Origin of the sequence: Salinarchaeum sp. IM2453 (genome assembly GCF_019693215.1) — an archaeon.
Lineage (GTDB): Archaea > Halobacteriota > Halobacteria > Halobacteriales > Salinarchaeaceae > IM2453.
Genome location: NZ_CP081183.1, coordinates 16,768 through 32,561 on the forward strand (window position 1 = coordinate 16,768; position 15,794 = coordinate 32,561).

Annotated in this window: 18 protein-coding genes and 2 tRNA genes; 4 read left to right on the forward strand and 16 right to left on the reverse strand. The window is 47.8% G+C overall.

Annotated features, from left to right (window positions below; translation table 11 throughout):
• Positions 1-251 precede the first annotated feature (251 nt).
• Positions 252-464 (forward strand): hypothetical protein, encoded by a 213-nt coding sequence (locus K0C01_RS00070; RefSeq protein ID WP_221170056.1) that lies wholly within the window; start codon positions 252-254, stop codon positions 462-464.
• A gap of 14 nt (positions 465-478) precedes the next feature.
• Here K0C01_RS00070 and K0C01_RS00075 read toward each other — a convergent pair whose 3' ends face one another.
• From K0C01_RS00075 to K0C01_RS00105, 7 genes are all read right to left on the reverse strand, one after another.
• The gene (locus tag K0C01_RS00075) at positions 479-1,723 is read right to left on the reverse strand and encodes a HEAT repeat domain-containing protein (RefSeq protein ID WP_221170057.1); all 1,245 of its coding nucleotides are present in this window, start codon (positions 1,721-1,723) and stop codon (positions 479-481) included.
• A 70-nt stretch (positions 1,724-1,793) separates the two neighbouring features.
• Positions 1,794-2,465 carry a protein sorting system archaetidylserine synthase gene (locus K0C01_RS00080; RefSeq protein WP_221170058.1) on the reverse strand — a complete coding sequence of 224 codons (672 nt, stop codon included), beginning with the start codon at positions 2,463-2,465 and terminating at the stop codon, positions 1,794-1,796.
• Positions 2,466-2,581: 116 nt separating this feature from the next.
• Positions 2,582-3,217: a 30S ribosomal protein S3ae gene (locus K0C01_RS00085; RefSeq protein ID WP_221170059.1), complete on the reverse strand. Its 636-nt coding sequence runs from the start codon at positions 3,215-3,217 to the stop codon at positions 2,582-2,584.
• Positions 3,218-3,219: 2 nt separating this feature from the next.
• The gene (locus tag K0C01_RS00090) at positions 3,220-3,462 is read right to left on the reverse strand and encodes a KEOPS complex subunit Pcc1 (protein WP_221170060.1); all 243 of its coding nucleotides are present in this window, start codon (positions 3,460-3,462) and stop codon (positions 3,220-3,222) included.
• A complete protein-coding gene (locus K0C01_RS00095) occupies positions 3,459-4,613 on the reverse strand; it encodes a hypothetical protein (RefSeq protein ID WP_221170061.1) in 1,155 nt (384 codons plus the stop codon). The genes K0C01_RS00090 and K0C01_RS00095 overlap by 4 nt, the downstream gene beginning before the upstream one ends.
• Positions 4,613-5,077 (reverse strand): 30S ribosomal protein S15, encoded by a 465-nt coding sequence (locus tag K0C01_RS00100; RefSeq protein ID WP_221170062.1) that lies wholly within the window; start codon positions 5,075-5,077, stop codon positions 4,613-4,615. Before K0C01_RS00100 ends, K0C01_RS00095 begins: the two co-directional genes overlap by 1 nt.
• Positions 5,078-5,245: 168 nt before the next feature.
• Positions 5,246-5,821: a PspA-associated protein PspAB gene (locus K0C01_RS00105; RefSeq protein WP_221170063.1), complete on the reverse strand. Its 576-nt coding sequence runs from the start codon at positions 5,819-5,821 to the stop codon at positions 5,246-5,248.
• 194 nt (positions 5,822-6,015) lie between these two features.
• Here K0C01_RS00105 and K0C01_RS00110 point away from each other — a divergent pair, with 194 nt between their 5' ends.
• Positions 6,016-6,162 carry a DUF7557 family protein gene (locus tag K0C01_RS00110; protein WP_221170064.1) on the forward strand — a complete coding sequence of 49 codons (147 nt, stop codon included), beginning with the start codon at positions 6,016-6,018 and terminating at the stop codon, positions 6,160-6,162.
• Position 6,163: 1 nt separating this feature from the next.
• Here K0C01_RS00110 and K0C01_RS00115 read toward each other — a convergent pair whose 3' ends face one another.
• From K0C01_RS00115 to K0C01_RS00125, 3 genes are read right to left on the reverse strand one after another with little or no spacing between them, the layout of a single operon-like run.
• Positions 6,164-7,054: a ketopantoate reductase family protein gene (locus tag K0C01_RS00115; RefSeq protein ID WP_221170065.1), complete on the reverse strand. Its 891-nt coding sequence runs from the start codon at positions 7,052-7,054 to the stop codon at positions 6,164-6,166.
• Between the two features lie 9 nt (positions 7,055-7,063).
• Complete coding sequence (locus K0C01_RS00120; protein ID WP_221170066.1) at positions 7,064-7,447, reverse strand: tautomerase family protein; 384 nt, start codon at positions 7,445-7,447, stop codon at positions 7,064-7,066.
• Positions 7,448-7,491: 44 nt separating this feature from the next.
• Complete coding sequence (locus K0C01_RS00125; RefSeq protein ID WP_255568319.1) at positions 7,492-8,904, reverse strand: MATE family efflux transporter; 1,413 nt, start codon at positions 8,902-8,904, stop codon at positions 7,492-7,494.
• Between the two features lie 253 nt (positions 8,905-9,157).
• Here K0C01_RS00125 and K0C01_RS00130 point away from each other — a divergent pair, with 253 nt between their 5' ends.
• Positions 9,158-10,828 (forward strand): sensor histidine kinase, encoded by a 1,671-nt coding sequence (locus tag K0C01_RS00130; RefSeq protein ID WP_221170067.1) that lies wholly within the window; start codon positions 9,158-9,160, stop codon positions 10,826-10,828.
• 19 nt (positions 10,829-10,847) lie between these two features.
• Here the strand turns inward: K0C01_RS00130 and K0C01_RS00135 are convergent, their stop codons facing one another.
• From K0C01_RS00135 to K0C01_RS00155, 5 genes are all read right to left on the reverse strand, one after another.
• Positions 10,848-11,894 carry a zinc-binding dehydrogenase gene (locus K0C01_RS00135; protein WP_221170068.1) on the reverse strand — a complete coding sequence of 349 codons (1,047 nt, stop codon included), beginning with the start codon at positions 11,892-11,894 and terminating at the stop codon, positions 10,848-10,850.
• Positions 11,895-12,064: 170 nt separating this feature from the next.
• Positions 12,065-12,511: an SRPBCC family protein gene (locus K0C01_RS00140; RefSeq protein ID WP_221170069.1), complete on the reverse strand. Its 447-nt coding sequence runs from the start codon at positions 12,509-12,511 to the stop codon at positions 12,065-12,067.
• Between the two features lie 210 nt (positions 12,512-12,721).
• Positions 12,722-13,633, reverse strand: a complete 912-nt coding sequence (locus tag K0C01_RS00145) for an isocitrate lyase/PEP mutase family protein (protein WP_221170070.1) — start codon at positions 13,631-13,633, stop codon at positions 12,722-12,724.
• A gap of 98 nt (positions 13,634-13,731) precedes the next feature.
• Positions 13,732-13,803, reverse strand: a tRNA-Ala gene (locus K0C01_RS00150).
• 48 nt (positions 13,804-13,851) lie between these two features.
• Entirely contained in the window at positions 13,852-14,439 is a 588-nt protein-coding gene (locus K0C01_RS00155) for a thioredoxin family protein (protein ID WP_221170071.1), read from the reverse strand.
• A gap of 112 nt (positions 14,440-14,551) precedes the next feature.
• On the opposite strand from K0C01_RS00155, the gene K0C01_RS00160 reads away from it, so the two are divergent.
• Positions 14,552-14,721: transfer RNA gene (locus K0C01_RS00160), tRNA-Trp, on the forward strand.
• Positions 14,722-15,015: 294 nt separating this feature from the next.
• Here the strand turns inward: K0C01_RS00160 and proC are convergent.
• Positions 15,016-15,792: a pyrroline-5-carboxylate reductase gene (gene proC / locus K0C01_RS00165; RefSeq protein WP_221170072.1), complete on the reverse strand. Its 777-nt coding sequence runs from the start codon at positions 15,790-15,792 to the stop codon at positions 15,016-15,018.
• Positions 15,793-15,794 lie beyond the last annotated feature (2 nt).

Below are 15,794 nucleotides of genomic sequence, written 5' to 3' on the forward strand. Positions count from 1 at the left end.
GGTACTTGATTACTGGGGAGTCAGTCGGCTACTGTCTTGTGGTTTGCGTCACTCTGTGTCGGCTTTCTCCCAGGCCTACTCACTTCGTGCTTCCGACCAGTCGGAAGTCCTCGCTCCTTGAGGCCGGGGGCTCCGCCTCGAAACTGCTGAAGCCGGTGGGTGTTCAACTCGCTATCGCTGTAAACAAAAGAGGATGAAAAGATTCAGCAGAACACAGCATCTTTTTTACGCCTCAGAATAACATACAGATAATGGTTGATAAACAGAAACTCCTTGATGCGTTGCCACATTACTTGGCAATGCTGATCATCGTATTCGGCACTCTGTTTCTAATTGAAGCCGTATACGCTGAGTTGAGCTTTTGGATCGAACTCGCTATCATCTTTGTGATCGTGTTTGCGTACCGACCAATTGTTGTTCGCCTGGGAGTTGCTCCGCCGCACTGGATGCCAGACCGACGATAACGGAGGAAAGTTTATTAAGAGCTGATCGCTGATTTTGCTTTTTCTGCCTCGTATTGTACAAGATACGCTTGGTCTGACTCGTACTCACTTGCAATTTCTAATGCTTCTCTGGTCTGGATTTGCCGAAGTGCCCAGATTGCACTGCCTCTTACGGCATTATCTTCATCATCCTCAAGCGTTTCAGCAAGTGGGTCAGTCGCTCGGGTGTCGCCAATCATTCCCAGAGCACGGGCAGCCATCGAGCGCACTTCTGGATCATCATCAGTCTGCATCTGTTCTGCAATGTCTTCTACTGCCTGCTCACTGCCAATCTCTCCAAGTGCTCGAAGTGTAGTGATAGCCAAGGATCCGCCAGAGTCAATATGGTTGAGCAGTGAACTGACTGGTTTTTCACTTCCAATTGATCCCAGTGCCTTGATTGCTGTCTCATCCCGACGATTGGCAAGAGGCGTAATGTCATCGACAGCTGCTTCATCACCAATCCGTCCAAGCGCCTCAAGACAATACTCCTGCATGAAATCAGAGTCCAGCATATCAAGCGCAAGCATGATTTTTTCTGGTTGATCACGTTTCTCGTATACTTTGATTGCGCTCAGTTCAGGTGGGAAGTCCTTTTGATGGTCCAAGACATCATAGAAACCTTTGCCAGCGAGCTGTTCTCTGACAGAGAGATCACTCCACACTTCAGCATCATCAAGCGCTGACTGTAGCTGGTCAACATCGTCAAGTAATTGCTGGATTATATCCGCATCCTCATCAGGATGGAGATCCATCTCATCTTCGATAATTTCAGCAACGGATTCAAGCGTGTCTGCTATGTGCTCTGGATCGCTACTGGTAGTTTTCTCTACATCAGGTACTGCATTGAAAAACTGCTGAACGCTCGCTTGAACTGTATCAACACCATTTTCAGTCCAATCACTACGCATAACGGTTGAAGCAGCATCTGAAACCTCAGACGCTACATCTTCTGCATATGGACCTCGCTTTTCCTCGATGCTATCCGATAGTTCATCAACAGTATCCAGTAGTTCCTCGTCCGGCGGGGTAATCTCCTCGTCATCGTCTTCGTCTTCTTCATCTTCGGCTGTTTCGGCGTCTGGAACCTCAAATTCAGTCTGATTAATTTCGTCTTTGATAGAGTCTAGCTCTGCTTCGAGTTCATCTAATGCTGCCTCTGTCTGTGCGTCACTGATACGATCCGCAAGAGTGTCAAGGCGGGAACGGAATTCATCAGCCGCCGATTCCTCATCGGTCATTGTCCATGTAGTGTTGGTTCAGTTCACTAAGCGTTTTCCTTTGTCTATGCGGATAAATACCAAATCGATGCTATCGCCAGTACAAGATCGGACCAAATACTAGATACGCAAGTGCACCGAGTAATAGTATGATCGGGAAAATTCCACTGAATGCAGTTGGAACTAAGATGGCAAGCACCTGTATAGCGCCCATCAGAAGAGCATCACGAGGAAGAAGGTCTGGGTAGTCAACGTCAATAATCATCAAATAACAGAATACTGCTGTTAAGCCAAGGAGAGCTTCCGGAGAAACGAAGCTAGTCAGCACACCAGCACTGATGACTGTTGATGCGAGTGTGCTTGGAACACCGACTGTGTAAGCGTCGTCAATGTCATATACCGTATATAGGGCGAGACGGGTGACTACAGCTGCAACAAAAAGCATTGGTACCGCATATGTGAGGATCTGCCAGATTCCGAATGCAATGTCGGCATTACTAAAAATTGAATACACGAGTACGGCAGGTGCGACACCGAAAGAAACAGTATCAGCTAATGAGTCAAGGTATGGTCCGATTTCTGATCCACCCATGTAGCGGGCGACAATTCCGTCAAGACCATCCGCGATTGCGGCAAGTAAAATGAGTCGTGCCCCGAGTGATGGATCATCGAACGAAATAATCACAGCAAGGAATCCAAGTGCTGCATTTAGAAGCGTAATCGAATCTGCAAGACTGAACCGGCCAGCAAACCGAGGCTCCATATACCTAATCTGTATATGGCCCCTTATTACGCTTTGTTCTTTGTTTACCAAGGCGATGTTTCTGATCAGATAAAAACGACAAATAATAGAATACAGAAACAAGAACGAGCTACGTATTATAGGTCAACTTCGTCTTCTTCAACATCGACGGAGGTCTCTTCTTCAGCAGCAACTTCTTCAGGTCGAGCTTCAAGTGACATCTTCTGAATCTCAACGCGGCGAAGCGGGTAGACTGTCTTGGCTTCGCTGTAGATCGCACTTGAAAGCCGGCCTTCGACGACAGAATCAATGACTTCTTCGAATGTTCGTTCGCGCGTTGTCTCTCGGATCATGTCGATCATAATCCGACGAATAGCACGCTCTTGGCTTGCATCTGCGTTCTTCGTCGTGAAGGCGACTGGTTGAATTTGAACACGGTAATCATCTGCAGTAAGTTCCGTGACATAGGCTTCAACTTTCGACGCACCGCGTCGAACCAACGATCGAAGATAATCACGCGTCAATTCGTGCTTGATAAATTCGGTGTATGCTGCGTCGCTGCCAACATCAGTAATCTTAAACTCCAACTTCGTATTGTTCTCGCCAGCATCGTTTCGCAGTTCACCAAGCGTCGTTTCAACGGTTCGTCCGACTACCTGTTCTGGGTCTTTGGCGGGCGTTTCTCCTAATTCGGCCCGATCAAAGTGTTCGGGCGCATGTACGGTGTACCACCGCTTTCCTTGTCGTTGTCGTGATACGGATCGTTCACTCATAATTATGAATTGGTTGTGTTATCGTATTGCTTTGTTGTCTGTGCGACTGAAAGAGCGACATCAAGATTCAACAAATAATCATCAACAGTTGCTTCCAAGCTTGCAGTAGACTCTCGGTCGATAATAGTTACGACAGCGCCGTCCTCAACAGTTGTTGATACGTCTGCAGTGTTGTCTGGGCGAAGAGCCGCAGCAACCATCTCAGGGTCTTCGACAGTACTCTCAATGCGTGTCGATGGAGTCATATTTCACCTCGAATACTGTTAGCAAGGTCATTTTGTGCCGGTGGTGAATCACACTGAATGTGTGCCCGGGTTGTTGTCCGGTCAAATTCTCCACCAGTGTGTTCAGTAATCCCCTCGATCGCCGCAATGAGCCGATCTTCATCCTGTGCGGCGACTGCGACACCTTCGTCGCTACGAGCTATTGTTACTGGCTCCAGTGACATTGTATGCTGAACAACGCGAGCAGCCGTCCGAATCCACGTCCAGTCACCACTAAAACTGACAACGCCATCATATCGGTTTAGCTCGACATCGTTGAGTTGTTGGTGAACCGTCAAAGCATGTTGCCGCCATGTTTCGACTGCTGCCGACTGTACATTGCCTCCGATGGCTAGAGCAACGGCGGTTCCCGGATGAGATTGAGTCGTTGACATCAATATATCCGCGAACCCTTCAAGAGTTCGAAACTGATGAGACGTCACATGTGGATACAGAAATGATTCCACATAGTCTGCAGCTCGCTTCGGATTTGGTCCGTCTGTTGCATTAATCGCAACAGCAGACGCAATTTGTCGTAGCGTCTCATCAGAGTCGATCTGATCAATATCTACACCAACACGATCTAGCATGTCAGCAACCTGGGATCTGTCTCCCGAGAACGGTGCATGAATGAGCAGAGAGTGTGCGAGTCCATCGACGAGATCGTCAACCGGGATTCCAAGCCGTGAAGATCGAGATTGCTCGGGGTCCCGGGCTAAGCTAAGCAGTTCCGGAAGTTTTTCAGGATTTTCTCCTTTTGCAATGATACCTGCAAGAGGAAGGTGTGGATCTGGATCAGCACCGAGACGTTTCACAATTGAAACAGCCATTTCAACCGGTGTATGCTCAAGGACTATATCTGCCAGATCAGGATCCGTTAGTGACCCAATAGAAATCGTCACTGCATCAGCATCTCCGGCGCTAGCTCGCATGGTTCGATCATCTTGAGACGTTGTCGGGGATACCTGAAACGGTATCTGCTGCTCAGCAAGCCCTTGTGTCAACACTCCAGCAGCTGCAATGCTATCTGCAAATTGCTTTGTGAGAATACGGACCAGTGGTGCTCCACGCAACGCTGTTACGGCGGCATCCGGATCGATCGTCTGCTCTGTGGAGCGCCTGGCCGTAGACATCAGTCAAGGAGGGACTTTGCTGTTTCGTAGCTGTATGTGAAATCTTCGTCAAGCTCGTCGCCACGATAGTAATCGACAAGTCGTCGAACCTTTGACTCGACGTTTTGTCGCGCACGCTTGTTCTGCTTGTCCTGTGGATGTTCTTCGACGTGCTCGTTAAGACGGGCAGCACGTTCCATCAGATTCCGCAGATCCTCTGGGATCTCCGGCTCAGCATCGTGCTCTTCGAGAATTTCTGTAACCTTCTTTCCAGTCGCAGCTTTGACGTCTGGGACAGGAACACCAGCAACGCCTTCGTCACGGAGTTTCAGTCCGATCTGGCTTGGATCATGTCCCTGCTCTGCAAGCTGGACAACGCGCTCTTCGATTTTCTCTGGTTCAATGTCGCTCCACTCCGGTGGTTCGTCTGCCGCTGGCTTGTCCGAATCGGACGAGCCACGGCGTCGTGCATGCATTCGTGCCATATATAGAGGATAGGAACCGCACAACCGCAGAAAATGCACTCTAACGATGCACTACCGCAATCCCAAGCTGCACAATGCAGCGAGTCAGACTTGCGGTCGTGCTGTTCCCAAACAGATATATCGCATCCGCCATGAAAAGAATTTCTAAACGGTCTCCCAACAGGAGGATTAGAATGGAATATCCCAGAAGGCGTACTCTCGGTTTTTCTCTGTTTCTAAGTCCAGCTCACCGTCCATCAGCTCTCGTATCTCTTCTTCGGTTTCAGAGTCTCGTACACCCTGTCGAACCGGAACGAATGGATACCACTTGCCCCGTTTGAAATTATACAATAAATAGATCTCTTTATCGCCTGAAAAAGCAAATACAGCACATAATAGGTAATCGCCAAATCCTGATTCGATCAGCGTATCTGCAGCTCCATGAATGGCAGTCACCAGTTCATCAAAGTCTGAATTCTCAAGAATCACCCACGTATATCCATAGTCGTCTTCATGAATCTCCTGTCGTTTGGTTGTAATGCTTTGGGATACGCTCATCAGATCCTCAATTTCTTCGACAGCAGCGTCAAAGTCAGATGCATCAACATTTCCAAACGCCAGTGCAGCTTGATCTAAGCTTCCATATCCGTTGGCTCCAAGAGTGACATACCCAGTGCTGATTTCGAACAGATCATCAGGGTCAGCGTCGGCCAAGACACCTTCCCCAAATGCAATCTCAACAATTCTTCGCACAGGATCAAACATCGAAGGTAGCCTAATCTTTCAGTGCCGGTATCATGTGTGTTTCGGATAGTACAATCTCTGACTGCTCGGTTACAGCGGTATCGAGGTGAAAGCCCACCGGCTTTAGCCGTGTGGAGGAGATCAAAAAAGGCAGCACCAGGTATACATTCACCATACCTTACATGTTTATAACTATGCGGATCGTTAACTCATACATGCAGGATACAATTCGGCTCGAAGAAGACACCATTGAACGGCTTGATGCCCATCGAGAGGAAGGACAAACCCGGGAAGAGTTTGTCGAGGAACTGCTCAACATCTATGAAAGCACAAGACACATTCAGGAAGGATACTCAGAGTGACCTATGGATCAACAGCAGTAACAAGGTGATAAAGCGTCCAGTTGACCGGAGTTTGGACACCAACAGCATCTCCCTGTTCAAGGATTGTTCCGGTAATTCCGTCAATTTCTGTTTGACCCCCGCGGTGTAGATCCTGGCGCATAGATGAGATATTATCAGCTGTGTTCTCAGCAACGGTTAACAGTCTTTGAACGGTTTGTTCAGTCGAGATATCAATCCCTTTTGCCTGCGCTACGTTTGTCGCTTCTGTTGTTGCCTGAATCGCAATCTCTCGTAATGGGCCAGTTGTGATTGCTCCGTTATCGACATCTAAGATAGCGGTCACAGGATTAATCCCAGCGTTGATTGCTGCCTTTTCCCAGAGCTTTGCCTCAATTGCATCTGTTACCGTCAGAGGAATATCAGCAGTTGTGAATGCTTCCTTGATGGTCGCAACGAGTTCATCGGACGCTGGAGTAAACGAACCAATTGTGACTTCGCCAATCCCGGTGCATTGAACGGTACCAGGCTCCTGAATTCTCGCACCAAACGTCGTTGTTCCGCCAAATATGGGTCCACTGAGATGTTCTGCTAGTATATTTTCATTTCCAATGCCGTTTTGTACCGAAAGAATAGCGTCAAATTGTCCCGTTGCTAGCTCTTCCGCTGCCTGTTTTGTATCGAATGTTTTGACAGCAACAATTGCAAGATCAGCGGTGTGCTTTGTGCCGTCGGTAGTTGTTTTGGGCCAGGTCTGTTGTTGATATTGTCCAGTGATTTGTAGTCCGTCAGTATCAACCGCATTCATGTGGGGGTCTCGGCCAACGAGTTTCACCTCATGTTCTGTGGCAAGTAACCCACCCAGCAAGCTTCCGATACTGCCTGCCCCGTAAATTATAATGTCCAAGCCCATGACTAGAGTTTATTCGTTGTCATTGGCAGACCACGCCGTTCCAATCCGATGCTTGCCCATCATCATTTCACCTTCATGTTCAGTAAAAACAACTTTCATATTTTCTTCCGGCAGGCCGAGTTGTTGTTCAGCAAGTTCCATAACAGCAAGTGCAAACTCTCTTTTTTGATCAAGTGGACGTCCTTCTCGAATATCAGCATCTAAGAACAGAAGTGAACCATCGACTGATCTTCCCAGCGAAAGTGCAGTTTGTTGATGTTCCCGAATAACAACGGCAACATGGCCTGCTGTCGTGCTCATTTTGTCGGTATACAGGGTAGTTACCTGATCTGAGAACGTGTTTCGGTCTTGGTCTGATAATGTAAGTGTGGTATCAAACTTAAGCAGAGGCATACACCATAATTAGGCGGAGTCCTTTTTCCTATTCCGGCTCCATGCTAATCAAGCGCCGATCGATAAGAGCGGCTGATTGTCTTCCACCGGTCTGTTCGTACGCGGTAGAGATTCATGATCGCTGGGATCATCGTTTCTACAACAAAAGCAATGAGAAGTGCAGTTGCCCCGAGTGGCGTGACAAGACCAAGTGCAGCAATTGTTAATCCACCTCCGTACCGTCCAACAAGAGATGAAACAAATGGAAATCGACTGTCGCCAGCTCCACGGAGCGTCCCTGTTGCGGATCCATCGATCCCGAGAAAAACGACACTAATTGCAGCGGCAATAACAAATTGAGCCGTTAATTCGACACCTTCATCAACGAATATAGTTGCAATTGGTTCAGATAGTAAGATGACACCTCCGGCAACGACCACATACGTTAGAGCTGATAGACGAATAATTGACCATCCATAGATTTCTGCCTCTTGTTCATTATCGGCACCAAGTTGCTGACCAACAAGTGTACTGGCTGCAATTGAGAATCCCCATGAAAAGCTATCAGTAAATGCACGAACCCGCCGGGCAACCTCATACGCAGCAACGATTGTCGGACCAAATACCGATGCAATCCAGAGCAACGGAAATGCGACAAGCGTTTCTATGACTCGTCGGGCAACAAGCGGCGACGAAACCGACAGGAGATCACGAATAATGTTTTGATCAATCGTCAAGGCCTCTCGGTTGATTGCAACCGGACAAACACCTCTTGTTGGAATCGGTTGGCCTCCCAAGGCCCACAGAAACACAACAGCGACGAGAAAGGTTGCCGTTGTGGTACCAATAGCAGCTCCAACAACACCCATATCGAATCCAAAAATCAAGACGGCTGAAATAATGATGTTCGCAATCGCTCCAGTTACCCGAATGAGCATCGGCGTGAATGTATCACCAATACCAGCATAGGTTCGACTAGCCAGTAAATTCCAGAACTCAAAAAGAACGGCTGGTGCGACAAAGAGCAGATACAAGTAACCAAACTCCAAGATTTCTTGGGAATCTGGAGAGAAGAGTTGAATCAATGACTCAGGGATGATAGCAAACGCAGCAACGATCGGGACCGCTAGCATGGTCGCAATCAAAAATCCCTGTACAACGATACGTCTTGCTCGCATAGTCGATTCGCCTCCGTATGCCTGTGAAACAAGGGCAACCACTCCACCAGCAAATCCAATACCGATAAATTTAGCGAGATTCCAATACGCATTTGCAAATGCTAATCCAGCAACTGCTGAAGTCCCAATAGCAACGCCAATCATCGCAAGATCAACTGTACTCTTTGACATGATCGCAAAGCCCGTCATAATTCGGGGCCAAGCAAGATCAACAGTTTCTCGAAGCCGATGGCGTTCAATTACTCCAGCGCGTTCAAGTGCTGCTCCAATCACTACTACCAATTCGCTGTATGTGGTCACGGCTATTTTGTCCTTGGATATTGTTGAGCAACGTAGCGAAACACGAGCGTAATACCTCAATAAATTATAATTTTATATACATGGCAAGTAGATAATTATACCAAGAAATAGTACCGTTGGTTCTTCCAAGTTTGCTGTTAATCATCAAGTTTATCGTTATCTGAACATACATAACAAATAGATTATATAATGGTCAAAAATACATCAGCAAGTATTTGTATTTATTTGATTAATAGTAACGATTAAAAAAAAGATGAGTGAGATGCAGTTATTGATTGGGGCGTTTCACGTGGGGCCATTATTACTTAGTTTAGCCTTGGGAATCTACATCTGGCGGCATTTCAAGGGTAAGCCAATCGGGCAGACGTTTTCGTTATTCATGTTCGCATTATCAGTCTGGGTAATCGGAACGTTCCTGCGAACGTTTACCACAAGCCCAGAAGTATACCTTTTTCTTTCATCTGTAAAACATATTGGAACCGGATTAGCTCCGGTATTATTCACTGTATTTGCCATATATTTTGCCGGTAGGTCAGATGTAGTTACACCAACGCTCGTACTTGGACTGCTGGTTGTCCCGGCGCTATCTGTTATTATGATTCTTACATCACAAACATATGGGCTATTTTACCAGAGTATTTCAACGGTCGGTCTTAATGGTGAGACTGTTCTACAGACAGCATCTGGGATTTGGTACTGGGTGCATGGAATATACGGCTGGACATTACTTGCCGTGGGTTCGACGATTATTATTTACACAGGGCTACAGCTTGGAACTGAGTATCGGGCCCAAGCTTCGTTAATCACGGCTGGCATTATGGTCGCTTGGATAGTCAACCTCGGGTATGTTATTTTTGAATGGCCCCACCCGACTGTAGATCCGACACCAATTGGGTTTGCATTTACGGGACTAGTTATCGCTGTTGGGATCTTCTCTCGTGATCTTTTTGCTGTAGCGCCTGTTTCCAGGAGTAGAGTTGTCGATCGAATAGCCGATATAATTCTTGTCGTTGATGAGAATGAACAGGTTCTCGATGCAAATGAAACCGCCGAAGAAATTCTTGAGCAAGAGACTGTCGTCGGGGAACCAGTTGATGATGTTCTCCCGAGCCAGCAACAGCGAGCAGGAAAAGCCATTGACGCGGAAGATCGTGATGTAGTGACAATTGAGGGGCGAGTATTTCGAGAACAAGAGGTCCCAGTCACTGTTGACCCACACGCCGATTCGATTGTTGTCCTGACAGACATTACCGAGGAGGTAAGAGCCCAAGAACAACTGGCACAGCAAAACGAACGGCTCGATGCGTTTGCGAGCGTTGTGTCCCATGACCTGCGAAACCCGTTGAACGTTCTTTCTGGGTCAATTGAGTTGGCACGTGAGACCGGTGAGATGAAACATCTCGAACGGGGCGAAAAGGCGATAGAGCGAATGGATGAGATGATTGAAGACTTGCTGATGCTCGCCCGTGAGGGCCAGCGTATCTCAGGCGTAGAACCAGCGCCGCTATCAGTCGTTACAAAACAAGCGTGGGGCGCTGTCGAGACCGGCGAAGCTTCATTACAAGTTGAAACAGATCGTACTATTAAAGCAGATAGTAGTCGACTACAGCAACTGTTCGAGAACCTGTTTCGAAACGCGATTGAACACGGAAGTGCCGATACGGTGGTGGTTGATACGACACAAGATGGGTTTTACGTGGCTGACGATGGTACTGGAATTGACGCCGAACAAAAAGACCACCTCTTCGAGATGGGCTATTCGACTGTATCAGCTGGTACTGGACTAGGGTTATCGATTGTTGAGGCGATTGCGACAGGGCATGGATGGAAGATTACTGTTGACGAAGGTGAAAGCGGCGGGGCAAAATTTGTTTTCTCAGACGTTGAGCTTCAGCAATCAGAAAAGCAACTTATTGAGGAATAGGTACTAAGGAAAAACTCTGTTATTCGTACTCACTATCCGGGACAACAACGACTTTTCCAAATCCGTCACGGTTTTCGATCATTTCGTGTGCACGCTGGATCTCACTCATCGGCAGCGTATCTCGGATTCGTGGTTCGAAGGTTCCATCCCAGACAAGTTCTAGAACATCATCGACCTCGCCTGGAGTACCCATTGTTGATCCGATAACCGACAGCTGATTCCAGAAAATACGATTAAGACCAGCACCTGGGTTCCCACCAGTTGTTGCACCACATGTGACGACACGACCGCCTTTGACCAATGATTTTAGCGAGTCTTTGTATGTTTCTGCTCCAATGTGATCAACAACCATATCGACGCCGCGGCCATCGGTTCGTTCATGGATTTCGCTTGCAAAGTCATCTTCTTCGTAATTGATGAGATGATCAGCCCCACAGTCTGCCGCGTGCTCAAGTTTCTCTTCAGATGAGGCTGTTGCAAACACCTCGGCCCCAGCATGGTCAGCGATTTGTACAGCAGCATGGCCGACACCACCAGACGCCCCCAAGACAAGAGCCGATTCACCGGGATCAAGTTCACCTCGTGTCAGTAGCATACGCCAAGCAGTCTGAAACACCAGCGCTGATGACCCAGCAACTTCCCAATCAACGTGGTCTGGGACAGGGACTAGATTGGTTTCAGGTAATACAACGGATTCTGCATGGACGCCAGGTCGATGCTCGCCAAGAATTTGATATGAATCACAGAGCGTTGGATCACCATCACGGCAAAACTCACACTTGCCGCAGGAAACACCGGGACTAACAGCTACGTGATCCCCGACATCAAAACGGGTTACGTCATCACCAACATCAGTTACGATACCAGCACCGTCGCTGCCAGGAATATGCGGCATCTCCAAGTCAAGCATCGGAAGGCCTCGTCGTGTCCAAATATCTAGATGGTTCAGAGCTGCGGCCTTGATGTCGACAAGAACTTCTTCAGGGCCGGGAGATGGGTCCTGGTAGTCCTCATATGTGAGTACATCAGTTGATGTGCTATGCTCCAGCAGTTGAACAGCCTTCATATCTGCTATATTGACTACGGTTGCCACATAATTCTACTGATTATTCATAAAGAATTTAGAAAGTGTAATACCCGATCAGCCGGTGAAATGGTATTCTAGTCCACAGAGAAACAGGCCGATTGCCTCGGAGCTTGACCCGATGTACTTCACTGAAGGCGTAATTGACTACCTCAAGCCGGTTGTTCAGCAGAGTCAAGTCGCGTTTTTAAGTTTTCTAGTGTCGTTGTGAGTTCCCGTTCATTGTATTTTTCGACAAACGGTCGGGCAAGTCGTTCAATAATGTTTCCGGGGAGGTCATATCCAGCGGAATACGTTACCTCAGTTCCAGCTTCGGTCTCTTTGATGTCTAGCCGGATTTCACCTTCAAGTTGGCCCCGCATATCAAAGACCATCCGCTCCGGTGGCTCATGGACAGTCTGTACCAACTCCCCGTCCAATTTAATTCCACCAATCTTGAATGTATGATCAATACGTTTACCGCCATTATCTAGCCGTTCAATATTCTCAACACGTTCCAGACTTGGGGTAATCTGGTGATGATTATGCGGGTCATCAAGAAACTCAAACACGTCTTCGCGAGAGTGATCTAAAACAATTGTTTCGCTTACTTCGATCATGTATGAATCTTTGTTGCGCTGATACTTATTTGTTGACGATTTTTTCACTCACGTTGAGATACATACAATCATTGGATATCCAATTGGTTCTGAACAGAATATAGACAGAAGTCTCCACCTGAGGAGCCCGAGTTTACTGACAAGCCCCACGCCACCGTGCGCGGGGTAGTTGACACAGACGAAGGTTTGCAGATATTAACCACCGTTTGCTCACGTTTCTTGACTATCAGTAAATGATTCTTCATCAAGTGAGCCATATCTTTTCTCTTGTTCACGATACATGTTAGCGTTAATAATCTCATCAAAACGATCAAACTCAACTGCAGCACGATCCGTTGTTGTGCCTGTTGTCTGGAGTTGCTCGAACGTATCTGCAAGTGTCTGTGTGACCGCAAATAGGGCAGAGAGCGGATAGACAACAATGTCAAATCCAATTGATGCAAGTTCATTATATGGTAAGTACGGCGTTTTCCCGCCTTCAATCATGTTTGCAAAGGTTGGTTGATCGAACTCAGTGGCAATTGTTTCAAGTTCGTCACGCGACTGAGGCGCTTCGACAAAAATCACATCTGCGCCAGCGTTTGCATACATATGACCTCGTCGAAGTGCCTCATCGAGATCATGCGGCTCGCGAGCGTCTGTTCGACCAATGATGATAATATCAGTATCTGACTCTGCGCGAACATCTGCTGCAGCCTGAATACGTTGTGCGTGTTCCGTGGCTGGGACAACGCTTTTCTCACGCATGTGTCCACATCGCTTGGGCCATTGCTGATCTTCAAGAATGATTCCGGCAACGCCAGCATCGATTGCTTCATTGACGCTTCGTCGTACGTTGAGCGCATTTCCGTATCCAGTGTCCATATCAGCAACAAGTGGTGTCGAAATAGCATTCGTGATAGATCGAATGCGTTCGATATTTTCCGACATGGTTAACAGCCCGATGTCTGGCTTACCGAGTTTAGTTGCAGAGATACTGAATCCAGATGTGAAGACTGCCTCAAATCCTGCTTGTTCAGCCAACATGGCTGATAGAGCATCATATACTCCAGGCATGACGGCAATCTCAGAGGAGTCAATTTGATTACGGAGTGACTGGGTAGCTGGTGATGTATCTGCCATATTACCTATTGGTAGCGTGTCTCATAAGTGTCTATGTGCACAGAATCTGATCCAGTAAATTCAGCTGTTTTAGCGTGAAAAATACGCGAAAAGAAAGATGGACCGGCGGGGATTTGAACCCCGGGCCTCTCCCATGCCAAGGGAGTGATCTACCACTGATCTACCGGCCCGCACCGTATAATATCGGAGGGTGTTTCTTAAACCTCTCGAAACCGATGCTAGATCTCGGACCAGTAGTCAGGTTCGTTGTCTTCTTTCCACTTAATTGTACAGCCACGGGACGGCTTGAACTCTAACTCAACTGGTTCATCGTTGAGGACAGCGTCAATTGCATCATGAATTTCGAACTGCGTCGGCGTTTCTTGTGGACTTAGTGCATCATCAAGCCGACCGTGATAGACGAGCTTTGGCGTTTCATCTTCGATAGCAAATAAAAACGGGTCAGGTGTACAAACTGCTCCATACTGTTTGGCGACATCTTGCGTTTCATCAAATAGATATGCGTCGTACTGAATCGTACCGTTCTCCACGAGTTCCTGCATATTCTCAAATGAGTCATCGGGGTACTCCTCAGCATCGTTTGAATTGATGCCAACGACTGCAACCTCATCATGCTCGGTTGCAATCTCGTTTAACAGATCGAACTTCGCTTTTGCGTATGGACAATGATTGCAGGTAAAGATGATCAGCAGGGCCTCATTGTCGGTAAACGAGTCAAGGGTGTAATGATCGTTGTCTGTTCCTTTGAGCGTAAACGGAGGGGCTTTGTCGCCTTTCGAAAGCTGCTGAATAGATTCGCCTGCCATATCCGTATATAATAATTCAGGAATGATAGCTGTTGGCATGGAACTGATTTTTTGTTTATTCTCATTGCTAATCGAAACGCATAAAATACAATCCGACAAACATAGTGATGCCGGGGTCGTGGCCTAGTCCGGGAAGGCGACTGACTCCAGAGATCGCGCCTCTGACGACCGATCTGATATACAGAGCCCCCGCTTGATCACCGGGAGCAAGGAAGACTATCTGGAGTTCCGAGGCGCATCGGGGATATCAGTCGATCGGGGGTTCAAATCCCTCCGACCCCATTCTAGACACCTTTCTGATACTTTTCTCAGAAGGTAATACTTCTCTTTCCGTGTTTTATATACCGTGGCTTGAGCAGGGGAGGATTATACTCATTGCCGTACTTTGCACCTGCGGAATAACTCACGACCGACATCCTCGTTCAACCAGGAAGCTCCTGTCTCAGGGACCGACCGCATCAGTGATACGTGAGTAAGCAGGGGTAGTCCACGCAAAAATCCGTAGCTGTGAACGAATTCACACAGTCGAATCCAGCCAAATACACAATAGGTTTATCTACCAAATCTAGTAAGGAATTACTCCTCATTGAACGCTGCTGCAATTTCCTGTGACCGACGCTCAGCTGCACCAACAGCCGCCATGACCGCCTTGTCAGCATCACTGTCCCAAAGGACATTCATGCCCTCAATTGTCGTTCCATTGGGTGAGCAGACAGCGTCAATAAGTTCGTCAACACTCCGATCATCTCTGAGCACCGTCTCAGCCGCTCCTTTGAATGTCTGTGCAGCGAGCCGCTCAGCCGCATCGGGGTCAAGGCCACCGTTGATGCCTGCCTGTTTCATTGCGTCGATGAGGTAAAAGACAAATGCAGGACCACTTCCGTTTACTGCGGTCGCAATATCCATCAACTCTTCATCAATCTCGGCGAATTCGCCCAGTTCGTCAAGCAACGCCCGTATTTCGTCGGTTACGCCGGTCTTTGTTACTGCCGCTGCCATGTTTCCGGTTTCGGCGGCAAGATTAGGCATGACTCTAACAACTGAGGCGTCAGTCCGTTTAGCAACAAAGTCACGGGAAACCCCTGCGGCAAGCGTGATAAGTGTCTGCTCCTCTGAAAGAGTAAGTTCATCAAGTACTGTCGCTACAATATCCGGTTTGACGGCGAGAACAACGACATCGGACGCCGCTGCCGCTTCAACATCAGCAGTTGTTTCTGAAGCGTGTGCAGCAACCGATTCACGCGCTTCGGGGTCGAGGTCAATTGCTGTTAGGTGATGTGATCCACTCTGAGAGAGGCCCTTGAGAAAAGCGCCACCCATATTTCCACAGCCGATAACACTTACACGTGTCATTT